We start from the raw sequence: 17,721 nt of genomic DNA, 5'->3' as shown, positions 1-17,721 counted from the left end.
TCCATGCCCCCCCTAGTTGAAAACCAGGTGTTTTATAGTCAAATATGGTATTAAATCCAAATGAAGCAATTGGAGATTTTCATTCAAATCCTCACTTCTATAAAAGATGATGGCCACGCTCCGGTCATTTTGAAAAGGAAGCTGCCTATATTCCAAAACATGTTCGAATTCATGACAAAGTCCATCATGATCAATACGTGCAACATCTTCCGGATTTATTTCAAGCGGAACCTCTGCAAAGAAAAAGCTATATATTCGATCGTCCATCTCTTCCAATATCCGATTCCAATCGGGTTTCGTTCCTGAAAAATAATGTTCATACATATTCATTCCATAGGCATGGTAACCTAGATCCGTTGTACCCGCCCCAGCAAAACGCAGGGGATTGATTTCGATGGGTATCACCCGGCTTCCCTTTTTGCGGATTTCAAAGTGTACAGGATAATTCCTAAGCGGAAGGACCGTTTGGATATTCTTCATGAACTTCAATGCATCATGATAGATTTCATCAATGGCCAACTTCGAAGTATAATAAATTCGATCGGAAGTATCGTAATCATCCTTGAATGATCGTTTGAACACATTCAAAATGACCGGTTCACCATCTTGATTGTAATAACCATCAATGGCATACTCTTCACCCTGAATCCACTCTTCTATCAAAACGGTCTGGGATCCGACCACTTCTGAATCATATAATCCACCCGAATGAAGTAAATCGGCTTTAAGCTGGTTCACGGCTATATACCAATCCTGTTCATTCTTGACTTTGTGCACACCTACACTGGAATAGCCAATATTGGGTTTGATAACTACCGGAAACGGTATTTGATTTATATCCAGCTCACTTATCATGGATAAATCGATATCTTGGAAATAGAAATCAGGATATAAAGATTTCGTCAAATTTCGCACCTGGCTCTTATCCTTCAATAACTTTGACCAAATGTATTCATTGCTATCCGGTTGAAAATGCCCTAGTAGTGTTATGCCATTTTCAGAGTTTGTAAGAATTCTTTTGTCCTTTTCCATGGACTTGAAAAATTCTGTATCCTTTTGAATGTTTAGCTTTTCTGATGTTAATGTGTCTCCCCACTGACCTTGTTCCAATACTGGGATTTGCTGTTCCTCTAACACCTTTAGAAGAATTGGCGACACAATCGACTCATTCAAAATAATCATTTTTTCCACCTAACTTGTACTGTTTTTTGTATCTCCATATTTAATCGGTTAAAACCGGTAAGTTTTTAGCTTATATAGGTATTTATTATTTAAAATCAAGATATCACTATATCTTTTTACCCATCAGTCATAAACTTGAGATCCTTACACATATTCCTTACCGTTAACCATCGAATATTTAATTTCCTTGTATCTTCATGAAAAAAAGCAAACACTATTTTAAGTGTCTTCCATATTTTTGCAAATTTATCATTCAGAAAAGGTTCACCAAAATTTTCGTGGAATAACTAAGACTCGTTCATATTCAATTCATAACTTCTTTATATACTTCTCTGTAATGAAAATCGAGAAAGGATGTATTTACATATGTCAGAAACAAAAAAACAAAAAGGATGGCGCCAGTTCATTCGATTGGTTCAACAAACGAAGCCTTCCAAACTAATGATAGGGATTGCATTAGCATTAAGCCTAGGCACAACAGGTGTAGCTTTATTAGTCCCATTATTCACAAAAAATCTAATCAATGATTTTTCAGTCAGTTCACTAAACGCTGAAAGAATCACACTTCTCGTTGTTGCCATCATTGTTCAAGCATTGGCCAGTGGATTTTCCATCTATTTATTAAATCGGATCGGTCAATCCGTAGTGGCAGGTATCCGCGATCAACTATGGAAAAAATTACTTGTATTACCCGTGAGTTATTTTGATGATCATCCATCGGGGGAAACAGTCAGCCGAATGACAAATGATACAACTGTAGTGAAGGGATTAATCTCTGAACATCTCTCTAATTTTGTTACAGGAATCATTTCCATCGTAGGATCCATGATCGTGTTATTCGTACTGGATTGGAAAATGACATTATTGATGTTCACTGCAATTCCGCTCTCCGTTTTAATATTAATGCCGCTAGGGAAAAAAATGCACAAAATATCAAAAGGGATGCAGGACGAGACAGCAAGCTTCACCGCAGTCCTTCAGCAGGTTCTAACGGAAATACGTCTTGTTAAAGCATCAAATGCAGAAGCTTTGGAATATCAAAATGGCCAAAAAGGAATCCAGAAATTATTTCAATTCGGATTGAAAGAGGCAAAAATCCAAGCGTTGATTGCGCCGCTAATGAGTTTTGTCATGATGGCATTACTCGTCCTGATTTTAGGTTATGGGGGAATGCGTGTTTCTTCAGGAGCACTGACTGCTGGGGCTTTAGTTGCTTTCATCATGTATCTTTTCCAAATAATCATGCCAATGGCTCAATTGGCCAGTTTCTTTACACAATTCCAAAAAGCAACGGGTGCAACAGAGCGCATCATTTCCATTCTGGATTCTGTGGAGGAAGAAGATGCGAAGCAGCCCGTTCAAAATATGAGTCAATCCATCAGCGTGGATCACCTGAACTATAGTTACAATAATGGAGAACAGGTACTTAAAGATATAAGCTTTAACGTTGAGGCCGGTAAGGTCACTGCAATAGTCGGCCCAAGCGGCAGCGGAAAAACGACCCTTTTTTCATTATTCGAGCGTTTCTACAAACCACAGGAAGGATCCATATCCATAGGCGGGACATCCATAAATGATTTCACACTGCTTTCATGGAGAAGCCAGATTGGATATGTTTCACAGGAAAGCCCGATTGTATCCGGTACAATTCGAGATAATATTTGTTATGGCATCAATCGGGATATAACAGATGATGAATTAAATCAAGTGGCTAAAATGGCGTATGCAGATCAATTCATTTCTGAGCTTCCGAACGGATATGATACAGAGGTCGGTGAAAGGGGCATGAAATTATCAGGCGGTCAAAGACAAAGAATTGCAATCGCCCGTGCATTTTTAAGAAACCCGAAAATATTAATGCTGGATGAGGCTACCTCCAGCCTGGACAGCAAATCAGAAAAAGTGGTTCAACAGGCATTAAATCACTTAATGAAAGGAAGAACAACAATAGTCATCGCCCACCGCCTATCGACCGTTATCGGTTCGGATCAAATCATCTTCCTTGAAAAAGGGAAAATAACAGGCAGCGGAACACATAAAGAGCTATATAATACGCACTCATTATATCGCGAATTTGCTGAACAGCAGTTGCACAAGCTTGAACTGGCCTAATTCGCCGAAAGGAAAGAAGAAGGATGACAAAAATATTGATAGTCGATGATGATGCACATATTCGCGAACTTATAAACCTGTTGTTAAGAAAAGAAGGCTTTGATCTATATGAAGCGTCAGATGGAATGCAAGCATTGAAAGTAATGGAAAAAGTGAAAATCGATTTGGCAGTCATCGATATTATGATGCCTAACATGGATGGATGGCAATTATGCAAAGAGTTACGGGAATTTAGTGATATCCCCATTTTAATGCTGACTGCAAAAGGGGAAACAACACAAAAAGTAAAAGGATTCGGGCTTGGGGCAGATGATTATCTTGTAAAGCCATTTGAACCGATCGAATTGGTTGTTAGAATAAAGGCATTATTAAAACGGTATAAAATCACTATTTCACAAACATTAAATATCGGCGAATTAAAGATGAATCGTAACACGCATGAAATGTCATTCAAAGAACAGGAATATACGATTCCATTAAAAGAATTCGAATTGCTGTTTAAATTAGCAAGCTATCCCGGAAAAACTTTTTCCAGGGAAGATCTTATCGAAGACATTTGGGGCTATGATTATGAAGGTGATGAACGAACTGTCGATGTTCATATAAAAAGAGTGAGGGAACGGTTTCCTGAATCGGAATTCCCCTTCCGGATTAAAACGATTTGGGGATTGGGCTACCGTTTGGAGATAACGAGATGAGGGGCAATCGATTTTTCAAACAAATGCTTGGCATGCTGTTTTTTGTAACGTTTATTTCAATTTCCTTTTCCGCCGGGTACTATATCATTGAGCTTTTGCCCTTAAGGTTAACCAATTATGTTCGGTATCTGGCTACAATCGTGACAAGCATCGCAATCATGATATTAATTGGTCGCCTTATCCATGCTATCCATCATAATAAACGGGTAAATATATACCTCGAAATCATAGATGCCTTAAGGAAAATAGCAAATGGCGATTATAATGTACAACTGGATTTTAATATGGACAAGAGAAACGAAATGACCGATATCATTAACCATTTCAATCACATGGCCAAACAATTGAAGCAAATGGAAGAAATGCGGCAGGAGTTCATCTCTAACGTCTCACATGAAATACAGTCGCCCCTTACCTCCATTGTAGGATTTGCCCAAGCACTTCAATTTAATAAGCTGACAATCGAAGAACGAAATCATTATCTTCATATAATAGAGACAGAGAGCAGGAGATTATCCAAATTAAGTGATAACCTTCTAAAGCTTACATCCCTTGAATCCGAGCATCATCCTTTTGAAAGGACAGATTTCCGGCTGGATCAGCAAATACGGACCATTATTTTGGCTTGTGAACCCGCTTGGTTGGAAAAAGAACTCGAATTGGACATAGCCTTGGAAAAGATTCCAATAGTGGCAGACCAGGATTTGATGAGCCAAGTATGGACAAATTTAATACACAATAGCATCAAATTCACCCGCCACCGCGGAAAGATCACGATTCGATTACAACAGATTGATAGCCAGGCATCCATAACGATATCCGACAATGGAATCGGCATTTCCGAAACCGACCAGTTCCATATATTCGAGCGATTCTATAAAGCCGACCTTGCAAGGGAACGCTCAAAAAGCGGCAGCGGTTTAGGACTATCCATCGTGAAAAAGATTATAGAGATGCATGAAGGGAACATATCCGTGAAAAGCGAACTCGAAAAGGGAACGACCTTCACCATTCTGCTACCTATTTCGTGAGGGTTTTGTGATTGTTAAAAACCTTTTTTAAATCATTCATGCTGCTGCTATTTTTAAAAACACTGCCCGTTCGTTGATGATTATATTGTAATATCGACACTTCTACTAAAAGCAGGCGATTGTGTGAAACTTTGCGGAAACTTCTATAAAAGATTGAAACAGGAATTGATAATTATATTATAAACGTTGGGTACAAAAAGCAAATTTGATACCCAACGTTTAACAAGCCGGAAAAATTGTTGGTGGCAATAAATATGGACACCCCTTATAAATGAAATCGTTATAATACCTATATTATCTTTGATTAAACTTTATTTTATTGTTAGGAAAAGAACATACATCAAAAACAACAAAATAATATATCCATCAAAGAATATAACTTTTTCACTTTGAAATTGATTATTTTTTCTTACCTTTATAAATAAAAAAGTTAATATAGATAGAAAGAATATTAAACCTGTTATAGTAGTAATTGGCGACACCATTATCTGATAATAAGTTTCTGTAACCTTTTCTGGGAAATGCATGATGGTCCTCATTATTTCATTCACCAAAAAGTGAAAAAAGATAGCCGGAACGATGCTCCCAGTATAGATGGTTAATAGTGCAAGAGAAATACCCATTACAAATGCAAAAATAAAATTTCCTACCGTCATATGATAAATGCTAAAAATAAAAGCACTTAAAATTATGGCCGATTTTATGTTCATTCTCTGATATTGTTTTAATAATATACCCCTAAAAAGAATTTCTTCACTAATCGCCACTGAAAAGCCAATCATCATAATACTGTAAAAACTTATGTTTTTACTACTTTCCATAAGTGTACAAACAATTTTTTCAGCAGTAAGCCATTCGCCCGTTAGTAGATAATGTTGGGTCCTACCAAAAAACACAGTCAGCATGTGAGCTATACTACCCATTAACATACCAAAAAGAATATATTTTATATGTACCTTATTAAGCCTAATGCTCGATAAGGTTATTTTTTTCTTTTTTAAGAAAAGAAAAAGAACATAGATAATAACCAGTTTACTTATAAAGAAAAATAATTGTTTGTTTATTTGCAAAAAAAGTTCTTGTAAAGTAAGTTGGGCAAAAGGAAAAATAATCATAATTAGTATCGTTATATATAATATAAAGCGATGTGTTTGCTTAATATCAGTATCCATTCTTACCCCTTTACTATACAATAATTTCAATGAAGTCATTTTTTAGAATAAGAGTTTGTATTTGCACTCTTTTCAACTTATTTTATTGCCATTTTTTTATATTTAATGTAAGTTGCATTTCTTTGCTCTGTTTTTATCAAATTACCAGTTGGACTATATGTTTTTAGAGTGCCAGTCAATTTCCATGTTTCTTTGTATTGGTTCCATTTTTTCGTTGCCGAATATACCTTTTCTCCGCCACCAGAAATAACTAATTTACCAGCTATCTCTACCTTGAAGGTAAGGTTAAGACTCCAGTTTGTAGTATCAGTCACTTTTTTGTGAAAGACACTTGATTGTCGTTTATCTGTGGCTGTTTTCCAAGTATACCGATTACAAGTAGCACACACTGGAGATATACCAATTCTATTATTCGTGATTTCTCCTGTTTTTTCATCACAAGTATAGGTATTTCTTGACCTAAAAGTACATCAGAGCCTGATAGAGTTGTATATTCTGTCAGAAACTCACCTGATTGGCTTTCCTCTTTTAATTCAGTTGGAGAACTTGCAAAAGTTGATATTGGACTAAATCCAAACCAAAATACAGGAATTATTAATATAAAAAGGTATAATAACTTCTTCATTTCTTCACCCCACCTAATATTTTTTCCTTGGATACCCCTTATGAATTTTTGATTTAATATCTTAAGTAGTTTGGTTGTAATATTTGTTCTCTCGATTTTATCAAAAAACAAAAGCACAAGTAGTTCCAAATTTGGAACTCCCTGTGCTTTTTTTGAACTTAAACTATTTATGGAGTCGCAACCGTAAAGGTAAGGTCATTAAGGATGGAGAATCTGCCTTTTTGCCTATGGTGCTAGATCAGGCGGCATATCTGGAGAGCTTATATCCTCAGAACCACATCGTTTCACTTCTAATATTGAACAGAACCCCGAATAATGGACACTTTAATAGAGATTCAGCCCACCCTCCGATTTTTACTTATTTCCGCCAAAAAGTTGAACAGTCTGCCTTATCAAAAATATTATACTCAATCATTTTCTCAAGTAATGAGTAATCAACCGTACTGTCCCACTTGATACGTACCAACTGCTTGGTGTGATCATAGCCAGCCTGCACGATTTCATCAGAGAAGTGATCGATCCCTGCCTTTTCAGGAGCAACAGCCAAATGATGTTTGGCTACACTAAAGCCAATAATATATGTGTCATGATCGGTAAACATAGGCTGATTCCACGCAATCTTCGGCATTAGATTTGGAAATTTCTTAGTTACCCAAGCCAGGACTTCTTCCGTTCGTTCCCTATGTTGCGGGTTATCAATATTCGCTAAAAATTCTGCAAAGACTTCCATGCTATTCTCTCCTAAATAAAAAAAATTTTATGAAGACTTCATTTTCAACATCACCTAAATTTAATGCCAATATGGGTTTCTTTCAACAATGCATATAGGAAGATCATTAACATTGCTCTAATGGATGCCATGACTACCTACTGATGGATTTGATAGATTATATTACACTGCACACCGATTCATATTAACTCGGTCTTCTAATCAACTTGAGAGGTTCTCGTTGTTTTAAACATAAAAATACCCCTTTGGCTAATCATAGCCAAAGGGGTAAAGCTTCGCAACTTTTTTATAATCTACATTGCATTCATTCCAACTTACTCAACCGTTACACTTTTCGCGAGATTACGCGGTTTATCCACGTCACATTCGCGGTGCAAGGCTGCGTAGTAGGCAATGAGCTGCAGCGGGATAACAGAGATAAGGGGTGTTAATAGTTCATTCACTTCCGGGATGACGAAACGGTCATCCTCTTCTTCCAGACCCTTCATGGAAATGATGCAAGGGTTGGCGCCACGGGCAACCACTTCCTTCACATTACCACGGATGCTTAGGTTGACGCCTGCTTGAGTAGCAAGGGCTATGACAGGTGTACCTTCTTCAATCAAGGCAATCGTTCCATGTTTAAGCTCTCCGCCAGCAAAGCCTTCCGCCTGGATGTAAGAGATCTCCTTCAGCTTAAGTGCCCCTTCAAGTACAACATAGTAGTCAAGGGAACGGCCGATGAAGAAGCAGTTTCTCGTAACGGACAAATATTCACGGGCGATGTCTTCCATCTCTTCTTTCGAATCACATAGTGCTTCCATAGCCGTCGCAACGATTCCAAGCTCTTTTACAAGGTCGAAACCGTACTCCATGTTACGGAATTGGCCAGTTACATTCGCCAAGATGGATAAGACTGCCACTTGGGCTGTGTAGGCCTTTGTAGAGGCTACGGCAATTTCAGGACCAGCATGCAGCAAGAGCGTATAATCCGCTTCACGTGACAATGTAGAGCCAGGTACGTTCGTGATGGTCAGGGCTTTATGACCAAGCGCTTTGATGGACACTAACACGGCACGGCTATCTGCAGTTTCACCACTTTGTGAAATGAAGATGAATAGCGGTTTTTTCGATAATAACGGCATATTGTAAGTGAATTCCGATGCCACATGGACCTCAACCGGAATTTCAGTCATTTTTTCGATGAATTGCTTACCAATCAACCCTGCATGATAGCTGGTTCCGCAAGCGATGATATAAATACGGTCAGCCTCACTTACGGCTTCAGTAATGTTATAGTCGATTGCAAGTTTACCTTCTTCATTTTGGTATGCTTGAATGATTTTACGTATTACGGCTGGCTGCTCGTCGACTTCCTTGAGCATATAGTGAGGATACGTACCTTTTTCAATATCACTTGCATCCAGTTCAGCCGTGTAAGGAGCACGCATGACTTCTTCGTTGGAAAGGTTCTTGATCGTTACCTTTTCATTTGTCACGATAACCATTTCCTTATCCATCAGTTCAAGGAATTGATCTGTGACTTGAAGCATCGCCATTGCATCCGAAGCGACAACGTTAAAGTCTTTTCCGACACCGATCAGCAGCGGGCTTTTATTTTTGGCGACTAAGATGGTTTCATCATTTTCAGCATCCAATAGGGCAATGGCATATGAACCCTCTAATAGAGTGAGTGTTTGACGGAACGCCTCTTCCACTTCCATACCCTCGTTCACGAACTTCTCAATGAGTTGAACGATGACTTCCGTATCCGTTTCACTTTTAAAGGCAACATCCTTCAAATATTCACGTTTTAGAATCGCATAGTTTTCAATGACACCATTATGAACTAAAGTCAATCGACCTGAATTACTTTGGTGAGGATGGGCATTTTCACGGCTTGGCACACCATGTGTAGCCCAGCGCGTATGTCCAATTCCGGTATGCGCCATAGTATTTTCATCCACGGCTGCTCGTAAGTCCGCTATTCTTCCCTTTTCCTTAAAGATTGTCACTCCTGCTTCATTTCTCACAGCAATCCCTGAAGAGTCATAACCGCGGTATTCAAGTTTTTCAAGACCTTTTAATAAAATTTCCTTTGCATCGTTAAGTCCAATATATCCAACAATTCCACACATAATTTCTGTTCCTCCAACCGATTCGAGGGAACAGGAATGCACGGGGGCATCCCTGCCCCCTCATCTCTGATATATATTTTTATAAAGGAAATGCCCTAAAGCACTTTTTCCCATTGTGCATTTCCGACCCTTTGTGCAGTAAGTTGCCCTACTGTTTTAAGATTGGAATTATTGCGGCTGTGCACTTCAGCCGGGAGGTATCCGCCGATCATTCGATAAACCTCCTCCTCGTCAACTAAGTCATTTCTCGTCCAGACTTAGTTCAGGCGCTTTTGTGAATCCATTCTCTCCTTGCCTACCCTCCTTTTTAAAACAACCATTTTTAGAAAGTGAGTTGTAAATCAGGATAATCATACCTTAAACAAGGGACATAGGTCAATTCTTAATTACCTTTACCAACAAAAAAGACTTCTTTATAAAAATATGCATAAAAGGAAATTTCGTTCCTTTTATGCATAGGATTAGTTATTCGTTCATTCCCATTTCCGCTCTTACAACTGCGACGATGCGCTCTACATAATTAGTGCATTCCTCAGCTGTCGGTGCTTCAGCCATAACACGGACTAGAGGTTCAGTACCGGATGGTCTCACCAAAATGCGGCCGTTTCCGTTCATTTCCCCTTCGACTGCATTGATGACTTCCTGTACCTTTTCATTATCTGTTACAGCGTGTTTATCGGTAACTCTGACATTGATCAGCGTTTGTGGATATTTCTTCATCTCGCCAGCGAGCTCGGATAAGGTTTTTTGGGTGTCGCTCATGATGTTCACAAGCTGCAAGCCCGTCAATAATCCATCTCCTGTCGTGTTATAGTCCAGGAAGATGATATGTCCGGATTGCTCTCCGCCAAGGTTATAGCCGCCTTTACGCATCTCCTCGACCACATAGCGATCCCCCACTGCCGTCTGGGCGCTTTGTATACCATGCTCTTCAAGACCTTTATAAAAACCAAGGTTGCTCATGATCGTAGAAACCACTGTTCCCTGTTTCAAACGGTTATTATCTTTCAAGTATTTCGCACAGATATACATGATTTGGTCGCCGTCCACTATATTTCCTTTTTCGTCTATTGCAATGACGCGGTCTCCGTCGCCATCAAATGCAAGCCCAACATCCGCACCTTTTTCTTTTAAGAATTCAGCAAGTGCCTCAGGGTGGGTGGAACCTACCTTATCATTAATGTTCAAGCCATTGGGCGATGCCCCCATTGTAGAGATGTCTGCATCAAGATCCGCAAACAAATGCATGGCCAAGGCAGATGTAGCCCCATGTGCACAATCAAGAGCAACATGAATGCCTGTAAAATCTTCATCCACTGATTGTTTCAAATACTGGAGATACTTTTGCCCTCCTTCGAAATAATCGTTCAAATGGCCTAAATCTCCGCCAACCGGGCGTGGAAGCTCATCCTTTTCCTTATCTAATAGTGCTTCAATTTCCGCTTCTTGATCATCGGATAACTTAAATCCATCCGGTCCAAAGAATTTAATGCCATTATCCGCTACCGGATTATGCGAAGCGGAGATCATGACACCTGCTTCAGCACTTAAGGCCTTTGTTAAATAGGCTACTCCCGGTGTCGAAATGACACCAAGGCGCATCACTTCAGCCCCAATGGATAAAAGACCTGCAACAAGCGCACCTTCCAGCATTTCACCTGAAATACGAGTATCGCGCCCTATAAGCACTTTGGGTTTTTCTGTATTTCTAGTAAGAACGTAGCCACCAAAACGGCCTAGTTTAAATGCCAACTCCGGTGTTAACTCGCTATTCGCTATACCCCTTACTCCGTCTGTTCCAAAATATTTACCCATCTTTATCGCTCCTTCTTCGAATCGTTACTGAATTTAATGATGATGTTAAAGGAAGGTCATGTCTCTTCGTCTTTTTGTGTGATGGTGACCGAAACCGTTTTAGAATCCAGTTCCCATTCCACTCCCTCAGGCACTGTTACCGCCAGATCCACATCATGCGTACCTTCATCTAAATTACTCACATCTACTGTAAGATTAATGTCGTCTTTAGTTATTTTCTTCAAATCATCCGCCTCACCAAGCAAAGTGATGCTGGTTACATCGGATTCCAATTCGGCATCTTGGTCATCCCGTATGCCCACAGGAACTATTTGTATATCATTGAAAGTTTTGGACTCAATGGCAGCCGGTTCATCTTCTTCTTCTGGTTCTGGTTTTTCTTCGACTACTTGTTCTTCTTGTTTTTGTTCGGTTTCTGGTTCTTCCTCTTCCACGACTGGCTCTGCATTCTCTTCATCTACATCAACTTTTTCTGTACGAATCTTGACCTGCGCCTTACCCAAGGACATTTTTTGTACACTATCCGGTTTATTAAGATCGAGTTCCAGTTCTGTATCACCATCAATTTTCGAGATGTTTACAGGAAGATTTATTTCATCTATTTTCTCCAGGCTCGTTTCCGAACCAAATAATGTGACCTCTTTTGGATCGACACTTATACTCGTGATCCTGATTCCATCCTTTGCCTTGCCGGTTTGCTTCGGTGCTATCGACACCGTCTTGGAAGGAATGCTCACTTTTAAGGAAACGGCAACAGAAGATGGCTCGATCGTCACATCCAGCTTATTCAAATCCCTGTCCAAGGCCTTAACGGTTGCCTTGCTGTTCACCGTTTCGTTAAGTCCCTTACTTATTTCAAGGTTTGCCTTTACATAGGAAATTTGTTCAATTGCATCTTTAGCACCCGTTATTTTAACAGTTTGCGGGCTGACTGTTGGCTGACCAGCTGTATACCCCTCTTCAAGTAAAGAGCTGTTATACTCGGCCTCAACGGAGAATTCCTTCGTCACCCGTTCCTGAACGTTGACTTCCGCATATTCCGGATCGATCGTCGCCACTAACTTTTCATTCAAATCACTTATTTTAAATGTGACAGTTCTGTCCCCCATTGAGATCGCAGGATCAGAAAGGTCAACATACACTTTAAAATCCCTTTGGTTTTTCGCATTAATCAATAGGCTTTTTGCTCCCTTTAGAGTAACATCAACTGTTTCAGGCACCCCGCTCACCACTAGATTCTCACGGTCATAGTACACTTCAACCGGTACATTTTCGATGGTCTCCGTACTGATTTCAGGGGCAGTCGATAAACCAAGGGATTTTTTATCCGACTCCATCTCAAAGTTAATGGAAATGAACAAAAGTGCTGCCAAGGCAAAAGCTACGATTCTCATAAACCAAGCGCTATTGGTGAATTTATCCATTCTTTTTCCCCCTCCAGTTAAAGATGCTTGAGGAAGTTGATTTGATATTTTCCACTACCAGTTCACTTGTAAGCATGGCCCTAAATGATTCTTGATTCAAATCCCGGTAAAGTTCCCCGTTTTTAGTGACGGATATTCCTCCCGTTTCTTCTGATACGACAATCGTCAGACTATCCGTAACTTCACTCATGCCTATGGCTGCCCTATGCCGTGTGCCAAGTTCCTTTGATATGAATGGACTCTCCGATAATGGCAAATAGCAAGCGGCAGCTGCCACCTGGTTATTTTGTAAAATAACTGCACCATCATGGAGCGGCGTATTAGGGATGAAGATATTAATGAGCAGTTCTGAAGAAATATAGGATTTCAGGGGTATCCCCGTTTCAACATAATCTCCCAGCTCCGTACCTTTTTCTATCGTAATCAAGGCACCAATCCGCCTTTTTGCCATATAGGTGGACGCCTTTAGGATTTCCTCGACTAAACGCTCTTGCTGATTCTCTTCTGGAACGGTGCCCCTTGCAAAGAGCTTCCCGCGTCCTAATTGTTCAAGTGCCCTTCTCAGTTCAGGTTGAAAAATGACGAGAATTGCCAATACTCCCCAATTCATGACTTGTGCCATTAACCATCCGAGTGTATTGAAACCAAACAGGTTGCTTAAGCTTTTTACAATGACAATTACAAAAATTCCTTTTAGCAGCTGAATAGCCTTCGTGCCTCGAATAATAGTTAACAATTTATATATCACAAACCATACAAGGAGAATATCAATGAAATTTACTACATAGTCCCAAACAGTCAAATTGGTTAAAGACATGTTGTTTCCTCCAGTCAGTATTACTCCAAATACCAATAACAATCTTTATTTACAATAACCTTAATAGTATACCATTTTTTAAATGATTCATCTAAAAACTAGTGTGAGAAATTTACACAGGAAAAAAGAACCATTAAAAATGGTTCCGCTTCCTTTAAAAAATAAAGCTGGGCGAAGTCATCGCAAATCAAAAACGATGCCCCTGCCCAGCTTCTATTCCTTATTCCTTTTTCTCCTCTTTGGCAGGAACCAACGAGGTTGCAGTGTCCTTCACTTTATACCACATCCACTCAAAAGCTTGGTCAATAACATGGATGCTTCCGGTCACATTACCTGCTTTAGACATATACTTATGCCCATTTATGACTGTCACATCTCCCTCTACTTCACCATCTATTTGAATATTACCATTTTGAACTACCACATTTCCCTTGATTGTCTCACCCTCAGGCACAATAACCGTTTCACCTTCGACCACTAAGTTAGGCTGCTTTGAAACTGAAAAATGTTCGTCCTGATTATAAGTGGAAAAAACAGATCCTGTCATCAATATGATGAACATCGCTGCCGCTGTCATGAAAGGATGGCTTTTGAACCAACGTTTGGCACCTGTTGTTTTCGTTTCCTTTGGCAATTGAGCCATAACCTTCGCTGTAAAATCATCCGGGGCCTTTATATGGGAAGTGCTTTGTACAAGAGCGACCGCCTTTTTCATTTCATGAAAGTAATCCCGGCATTCAGCACAGTCATGCAAGTGCTCCCGTAAAACTTCTTTATGCTCCGGTTTGATGTCCTCATCTAAATAATCATGCATATATTCAATGATTTCCTCATGGCAGTTCATTTTTCTCACCTTCTTTTTATAAATGGCGTAGTTGTTTACGCAAGGCTTCGCGACCGCGATGTATCCTCGTCTTAACCGTACCGACCGGCAAATCGAGTATCTCACTGATTTCCTTTAGAGATAACTCTTCAATATACTTCAATACGATTACCGATCGGTATTTCTCGGGCAATTTCATTATTTCCACTTGAATGGTTTCCTGCAGTTCTAATGATTCAACCTCTTCCTCGGGTTTCGCCATATCCGATGCAATTTGGGAATACATATTCAATCCCTCTGTTCCTGCCACCTCTGCATCCAGATAGTAGTCCGGTTTTTTCTTGCGAAGCCGGTCAATACAAAGATTGGTCGCAATCCGATATAACCATGTAGAAAATTTCATTGTTATATTGAAACTTCGAATGTTCACGTAGGCCCTTACAAAGGCCTCTTGAGCCAAATCTTCTGCTTCTTGCCTGTTTCCGAGCATCCTGAAACATATTTGGAAAACTTTGTCCTTGTAAATTTCGACAATTTCACCAAAGGCATTATGGTCTCCTTTTAATACTTGATTAATTCTCTCTTTAATGAGTGCATCCATTTTCCGGTATTACCCCCGCTCATGCGGCTATACGATTACTACGAATCGTAAGCTGAAAGGTTTCAAAAATTTAATACATTAATTTTAACAAAGTTTTACATTTTATGTTTAAGAAAAAAAAAACAGGGCTATATAGTAAGAAATTGTAAAATCCAAAGGAGTGATTCTCTATATGAGTACTGAACAAATTTTAGACCATATTGAACAATGCAGACAGAAAATGATGTTTTTGGCTTCCCGTTCTTCCATGGTGGATAATGAAGTTATTGAAGTTAGCAGCAAACTGGATTCTTTAATCATTCAATACATCCATTTGACTAAAAATGAAAATCTCATGGACAGACGTGCTCTCAAGTGAGCATGGATAGAAAATTGCAACCATTTATCTATAGATATGTTTCTGTTACATACACCCTGGTAAATAAACCTACGTCTTCTAGCATATAAAAAACAGTAACCCATTACAAGCCGGTTACTGTTTCTTTTAATTATTAGTTATAATAATTTTTCACCAAATAGCGAACCCATTAAGGCCACGGCAACGATTGCCGTTTTATTTCGCTCATCTAAAATGGGATTCACTTCAACGAATTCAGCGGATGTAATCAAGTTGGATTCCGCAAGCATTTCCATGGCCAAATGACTTTCCCGATAACTTATACCACCAATCACCGGGGTCCCGACTCCGGGTGCATCTGCTGGGTCCACTCCATCCAAATCCAGTGAAAGGTGGACGCCATCCGTTCTTTCCCTTAAATAATCAATGCATTCTTCCATGACCCGTGTCATTCCCAACCGGTCGATCTCATGCATCGTGAATACTTTAATACCTTTGTCACGGATAAGTTCCTTTTCCCCTTCATCCAATGACCTCGCTCCAATGATTACGATGTTTTCCGGTTTCACTTTTGGAGCAAAACCATGTATATTGATCAGGTCCGGATGGCCAATCCCAATACTGACAGCCAAGGGCATCCCGTGAATATTTCCTGATGGTGAAGTATCTTCCGTATTTAAATCGCCATGTGCATCGTACCAAATCACACCTAGATTCTCATAGTGCTTTGCGACTCCTGCCAGTGTGCCTATCGCTATTGAATGGTCTCCTCCCAATACAAGAGGAAAGGAACCTTCTTCTATTATTTCATCAACTCTTGTAGCTAACTGGGTATTACCTTTTGCTACAAGCTGTAAGTTTTTTAAATTTGTCCCGGGCTCATCTGCATTTTCAGGACGCCCTACAATTATATCCCCTAAATCCTCTACTTCTATATCCAACTTTTCAAGACGCTCGACAATCTCTGCGCAGCGGATGGCACTAGGTCCCATATCCACCCCTCGCCTTGCTTGACCAAGGTCCATGGGCAATCCGATGACGGAAATTTTCTGAATAGACATACAATTCCCCCTTTCCACCATTTTATATCGTATATGCCAATTGGTTCAACTCGACATTTCCATGTATAAAGATGCACGTTTTCCGATAACATATGTTTTTTGTGAAAAATATCTTTCTGGGGATTAGTTTACCCAACTATGCCTTAAACAAAAAAAAGTCTTAAACCATTTTTGGCTTAAGACGTAAGTTTTGGTGTATGTAGTTGATGGTGGAGCCTAGCGGGATCGAACCGCTGACCTCCTGCGTGCAAGGCAGGCGCTCTCCCAGCTGAGCTAAGGCCCCTAAGGAATTTAAAATATATTAAGCGGAAGACGGGATTCGAACCCGCGACCCCAACCTTGGCAAGGTTGTATTCTACCACTGAACTACTTCCGCAAATGGCTGGGCTAGAAGGGATCGAACCTTCGCATGACGGAATCAAAATCCGTTGCCTTACCGCTTGGCTATAGCCCAATATATGATATGAATGATTAATGTACAACAAAATAAAAAGGTGGTAATCATATATTTCCCCAATACAGAGAATATATAACTGATCCACAGGATTTTATTAAAATGGTGGAGGGGGGCAGATTCGAACTGCCGAACCCGAAGGAGCGGATTTACAGTCCGCCGCGTTTAGCCACTTCGCTACCCCTCCGCAATATATGGTTGTAAATGGTGCCGGCAAGAGGACTTGAACCCCCAACCTACTGATTACAAGTCAGTTGCTCTACCAGTTGAGCTACACCGGCAAGTAAAGAATAATATGGTGGAGGATGACGGGATCGAACCGCCGACCCTCTGCTTGTAAGGCAGATGCTCTCCCAGCTGAGCTAATCCTCCGGATTAATGATTTAAAATGGTGACCCGTACGGGATTCGAACCCGTGTTACCGCCGTGAAAGGGCGGTGTCTTAACCGCTTGACCAACGGGCCGAACTGTTTTTTTGTTCATAGATAGATTGGGAAGCTCCCAAGCGGATTCGAACCGCTGACCTCTTCCTTACCATGGAAGTGCTCTACCTACTGAGCTATGGAAGCATATGGCTCCGCAGGTAGGACTCGAACCTACGACCGTTCGGTTAACAGCCGAATGCTCTACCACTGAGCTACTGCGGAATAATATAATGTTTCCTAAAACCCATTAAAGATTTAAATGAACAGCTTGGCGGCGTCCTACTCTCACAGGGGGAA

The 17,721-nt window shown here is 40.1% G+C and carries 16 protein-coding genes and 9 tRNA genes; 4 read left to right on the top strand and 21 right to left on the bottom strand.

All coding sequences use genetic code 11. The features are described 5' to 3' along the window. Nucleotides 1-12 precede the first annotated feature (12 nt). Entirely contained in the window at nt 13-1,182 is a 1,170-nt protein-coding gene (locus OTG27_RS23240; protein WP_268938278.1) for an ATP-grasp domain-containing protein, read from the bottom strand. A 354-nt stretch (nt 1,183-1,536) separates the two neighbouring features. Here OTG27_RS23240 and OTG27_RS23235 point away from each other — a divergent pair, with 354 nt between their 5' ends. From OTG27_RS23235 to OTG27_RS23225, 3 genes are read left to right on the top strand one after another with little or no spacing between them, the layout of a single operon-like run. Continuing rightward, nucleotides 1,537-3,294 carry an ABC transporter ATP-binding protein gene (locus OTG27_RS23235; RefSeq protein ID WP_268938277.1) on the top strand — a complete coding sequence of 586 codons (1,758 nt, stop codon included), beginning with the start codon at nt 1,537-1,539 and terminating at the stop codon, nt 3,292-3,294. A 23-nt stretch (nt 3,295-3,317) separates the two neighbouring features. Continuing rightward, nucleotides 3,318-3,992: a response regulator transcription factor gene (locus tag OTG27_RS23230; protein ID WP_057276352.1), complete on the top strand. Its 675-nt coding sequence runs from the start codon at nt 3,318-3,320 to the stop codon at nt 3,990-3,992. Beyond that, nucleotides 3,989-5,023 carry a sensor histidine kinase gene (locus OTG27_RS23225; RefSeq protein WP_268938276.1) on the top strand — a complete coding sequence of 345 codons (1,035 nt, stop codon included), beginning with the start codon at nt 3,989-3,991 and terminating at the stop codon, nt 5,021-5,023. The genes OTG27_RS23230 and OTG27_RS23225 overlap by 4 nt, the downstream gene beginning before the upstream one ends. A gap of 311 nt (nt 5,024-5,334) precedes the next feature. On the opposite strand, the gene OTG27_RS23220 is transcribed toward OTG27_RS23225, so the two are convergent. The 10 genes from OTG27_RS23220 to sigW all read right to left on the bottom strand — a co-directional run bounded on the left by OTG27_RS23220 (nt 5,335) and on the right by sigW (nt 15,147). After that, nucleotides 5,335-6,195, bottom strand: a complete 861-nt coding sequence (locus OTG27_RS23220) for a CPBP family intramembrane glutamic endopeptidase (protein WP_268938275.1) — start codon at nt 6,193-6,195, stop codon at nt 5,335-5,337. A gap of 77 nt (nt 6,196-6,272) precedes the next feature. Then, nucleotides 6,273-6,509: a hypothetical protein gene (locus tag OTG27_RS23215; RefSeq protein ID WP_268938274.1), complete on the bottom strand. Its 237-nt coding sequence runs from the start codon at nt 6,507-6,509 to the stop codon at nt 6,273-6,275. Then, nucleotides 6,506-6,949, bottom strand: a complete 444-nt coding sequence (locus tag OTG27_RS23210) for a hypothetical protein (protein ID WP_268938273.1) — start codon at nt 6,947-6,949, stop codon at nt 6,506-6,508. The genes OTG27_RS23215 and OTG27_RS23210 overlap by 4 nt, the downstream gene beginning before the upstream one ends. A 229-nt stretch (nt 6,950-7,178) precedes the next feature. Then, complete coding sequence (locus OTG27_RS23205; protein WP_268938272.1) at nt 7,179-7,550, bottom strand: iron chaperone; 372 nt, start codon at nt 7,548-7,550, stop codon at nt 7,179-7,181. Nucleotides 7,551-7,864: 314 nt separating this feature from the next. Continuing rightward, nucleotides 7,865-9,667 carry a glutamine--fructose-6-phosphate transaminase (isomerizing) gene (gene glmS, locus OTG27_RS23200; protein WP_034304927.1) on the bottom strand — a complete coding sequence of 601 codons (1,803 nt, stop codon included), beginning with the start codon at nt 9,665-9,667 and terminating at the stop codon, nt 7,865-7,867. A 465-nt stretch (nt 9,668-10,132) separates the two neighbouring features. Then, nucleotides 10,133-11,482 (bottom strand): phosphoglucosamine mutase, encoded by a 1,350-nt coding sequence (gene glmM / locus OTG27_RS23195; protein ID WP_268938271.1) that lies wholly within the window; start codon nt 11,480-11,482, stop codon nt 10,133-10,135. A 56-nt stretch (nt 11,483-11,538) separates the two neighbouring features. Next, nucleotides 11,539-12,906 carry a CdaR family protein gene (locus OTG27_RS23190; RefSeq protein ID WP_268938270.1) on the bottom strand — a complete coding sequence of 456 codons (1,368 nt, stop codon included), beginning with the start codon at nt 12,904-12,906 and terminating at the stop codon, nt 11,539-11,541. Further along, nucleotides 12,899-13,723, bottom strand: coding sequence for a diadenylate cyclase CdaA (gene cdaA / locus OTG27_RS23185; RefSeq protein WP_034304935.1), 825 nt, complete (start codon nt 13,721-13,723; stop codon nt 12,899-12,901). The genes OTG27_RS23190 and cdaA overlap by 8 nt, the downstream gene beginning before the upstream one ends. Nucleotides 13,724-13,943: 220 nt before the next feature. Next, the gene (locus OTG27_RS23180) at nt 13,944-14,567 is read right to left on the bottom strand and encodes an anti-sigma factor family protein (RefSeq protein ID WP_048685729.1); all 624 of its coding nucleotides are present in this window, start codon (nt 14,565-14,567) and stop codon (nt 13,944-13,946) included. Between the two features lie 16 nt (nt 14,568-14,583). After that, a complete protein-coding gene (gene sigW, locus OTG27_RS23175; protein ID WP_048685727.1) occupies nt 14,584-15,147 on the bottom strand; it encodes an RNA polymerase sigma factor SigW in 564 nt (187 codons plus the stop codon). 172 nt (nt 15,148-15,319) lie between these two features. Here sigW and OTG27_RS23170 point away from each other — a divergent pair, with 172 nt between their 5' ends. Beyond that, a complete protein-coding gene (locus OTG27_RS23170; RefSeq protein ID WP_268938269.1) occupies nt 15,320-15,505 on the top strand; it encodes an aspartyl-phosphate phosphatase Spo0E family protein in 186 nt (61 codons plus the stop codon). Between the two features lie 137 nt (nt 15,506-15,642). Here the strand turns inward: OTG27_RS23170 and rocF are convergent, their stop codons facing one another. From rocF to OTG27_RS23120, 10 genes are all read right to left on the bottom strand, one after another. Then, complete coding sequence (gene rocF / locus OTG27_RS23165; RefSeq protein ID WP_268938268.1) at nt 15,643-16,545, bottom strand: arginase; 903 nt, start codon at nt 16,543-16,545, stop codon at nt 15,643-15,645. Nucleotides 16,546-16,752: 207 nt separating this feature from the next. Then, nucleotides 16,753-16,828: transfer RNA gene (locus OTG27_RS23160), tRNA-Ala, on the bottom strand. A gap of 21 nt (nt 16,829-16,849) precedes the next feature. Then, a tRNA-Gly gene (locus tag OTG27_RS23155) sits at nt 16,850-16,921 on the bottom strand. Nucleotides 16,922-16,924: 3 nt separating this feature from the next. Further along, nucleotides 16,925-16,999, bottom strand: a tRNA-Gln gene (locus OTG27_RS23150). A gap of 103 nt (nt 17,000-17,102) precedes the next feature. Next, a tRNA-Tyr gene (locus tag OTG27_RS23145) sits at nt 17,103-17,186 on the bottom strand. 18 nt (nt 17,187-17,204) lie between these two features. Beyond that, nucleotides 17,205-17,280, bottom strand: a tRNA-Thr gene (locus OTG27_RS23140). A gap of 15 nt (nt 17,281-17,295) precedes the next feature. After that, nucleotides 17,296-17,371 (bottom strand) — tRNA-Val (locus OTG27_RS23135). A gap of 17 nt (nt 17,372-17,388) precedes the next feature. Continuing rightward, nucleotides 17,389-17,463: transfer RNA gene (locus tag OTG27_RS23130), tRNA-Glu, on the bottom strand. Nucleotides 17,464-17,495: 32 nt separating this feature from the next. Further along, nucleotides 17,496-17,568, bottom strand: a tRNA-Thr gene (locus tag OTG27_RS23125). A 3-nt stretch (nt 17,569-17,571) separates the two neighbouring features. Next, nucleotides 17,572-17,646 (bottom strand) — tRNA-Asn (locus tag OTG27_RS23120). Nucleotides 17,647-17,721: the final 75 nt, after the last annotated feature.

This window comes from Peribacillus sp. AS_2 (assembly GCF_026891895.1).
Lineage (GTDB): Bacteria > Bacillota > Bacilli > Bacillales > DSM-1321 > Peribacillus > Peribacillus frigoritolerans.
The sequence above is the reverse complement of the archived record's forward strand: the minus strand, read 5'-3'. Positions and strand labels throughout refer to the sequence as shown.

What these genes read in the sequence shown, in the direction of transcription:
- OTG27_RS23240 (WP_268938278.1), bottom strand. Translation starts at nt 1,182, where the DNA reads ATGATTATTTTGAATGAGTCGATTGTGTCGCCAATTCTTCTAAAGGTG.
- OTG27_RS23235 (WP_268938277.1), top strand. Translation starts at nt 1,537, where the DNA reads ATGTATTTACATATGTCAGAAACAAAAAAACAAAAAGGATGGCGCCAG.
- OTG27_RS23230 (WP_057276352.1), top strand. Translation starts at nt 3,318, where the DNA reads ATGACAAAAATATTGATAGTCGATGATGATGCACATATTCGCGAACTT.
- OTG27_RS23225 (WP_268938276.1), top strand. Translation starts at nt 3,989, where the DNA reads ATGAGGGGCAATCGATTTTTCAAACAAATGCTTGGCATGCTGTTTTTT.
- OTG27_RS23220 (WP_268938275.1), bottom strand. Translation starts at nt 6,195, where the DNA reads ATGGATACTGATATTAAGCAAACACATCGCTTTATATTATATATAACG.
- OTG27_RS23205 (WP_268938272.1), bottom strand. Translation starts at nt 7,550, where the DNA reads ATGGAAGTCTTTGCAGAATTTTTAGCGAATATTGATAACCCGCAACAT.
- glmS (WP_034304927.1), bottom strand. Translation starts at nt 9,667, where the DNA reads ATGTGTGGAATTGTTGGATATATTGGACTTAACGATGCAAAGGAAATT.
- glmM (WP_268938271.1), bottom strand. Translation starts at nt 11,482, where the DNA reads ATGGGTAAATATTTTGGAACAGACGGAGTAAGGGGTATAGCGAATAGC.
- OTG27_RS23190 (WP_268938270.1), bottom strand. Translation starts at nt 12,906, where the DNA reads ATGGATAAATTCACCAATAGCGCTTGGTTTATGAGAATCGTAGCTTTT.
- cdaA (WP_034304935.1), bottom strand. Translation starts at nt 13,723, where the DNA reads ATGTCTTTAACCAATTTGACTGTTTGGGACTATGTAGTAAATTTCATT.
- OTG27_RS23180 (WP_048685729.1), bottom strand. Translation starts at nt 14,567, where the DNA reads ATGAACTGCCATGAGGAAATCATTGAATATATGCATGATTATTTAGAT.
- sigW (WP_048685727.1), bottom strand. Translation starts at nt 15,147, where the DNA reads ATGGATGCACTCATTAAAGAGAGAATTAATCAAGTATTAAAAGGAGAC.
- OTG27_RS23170 (WP_268938269.1), top strand. Translation starts at nt 15,320, where the DNA reads ATGAGTACTGAACAAATTTTAGACCATATTGAACAATGCAGACAGAAA.
- rocF (WP_268938268.1), bottom strand. Translation starts at nt 16,545, where the DNA reads ATGTCTATTCAGAAAATTTCCGTCATCGGATTGCCCATGGACCTTGGT.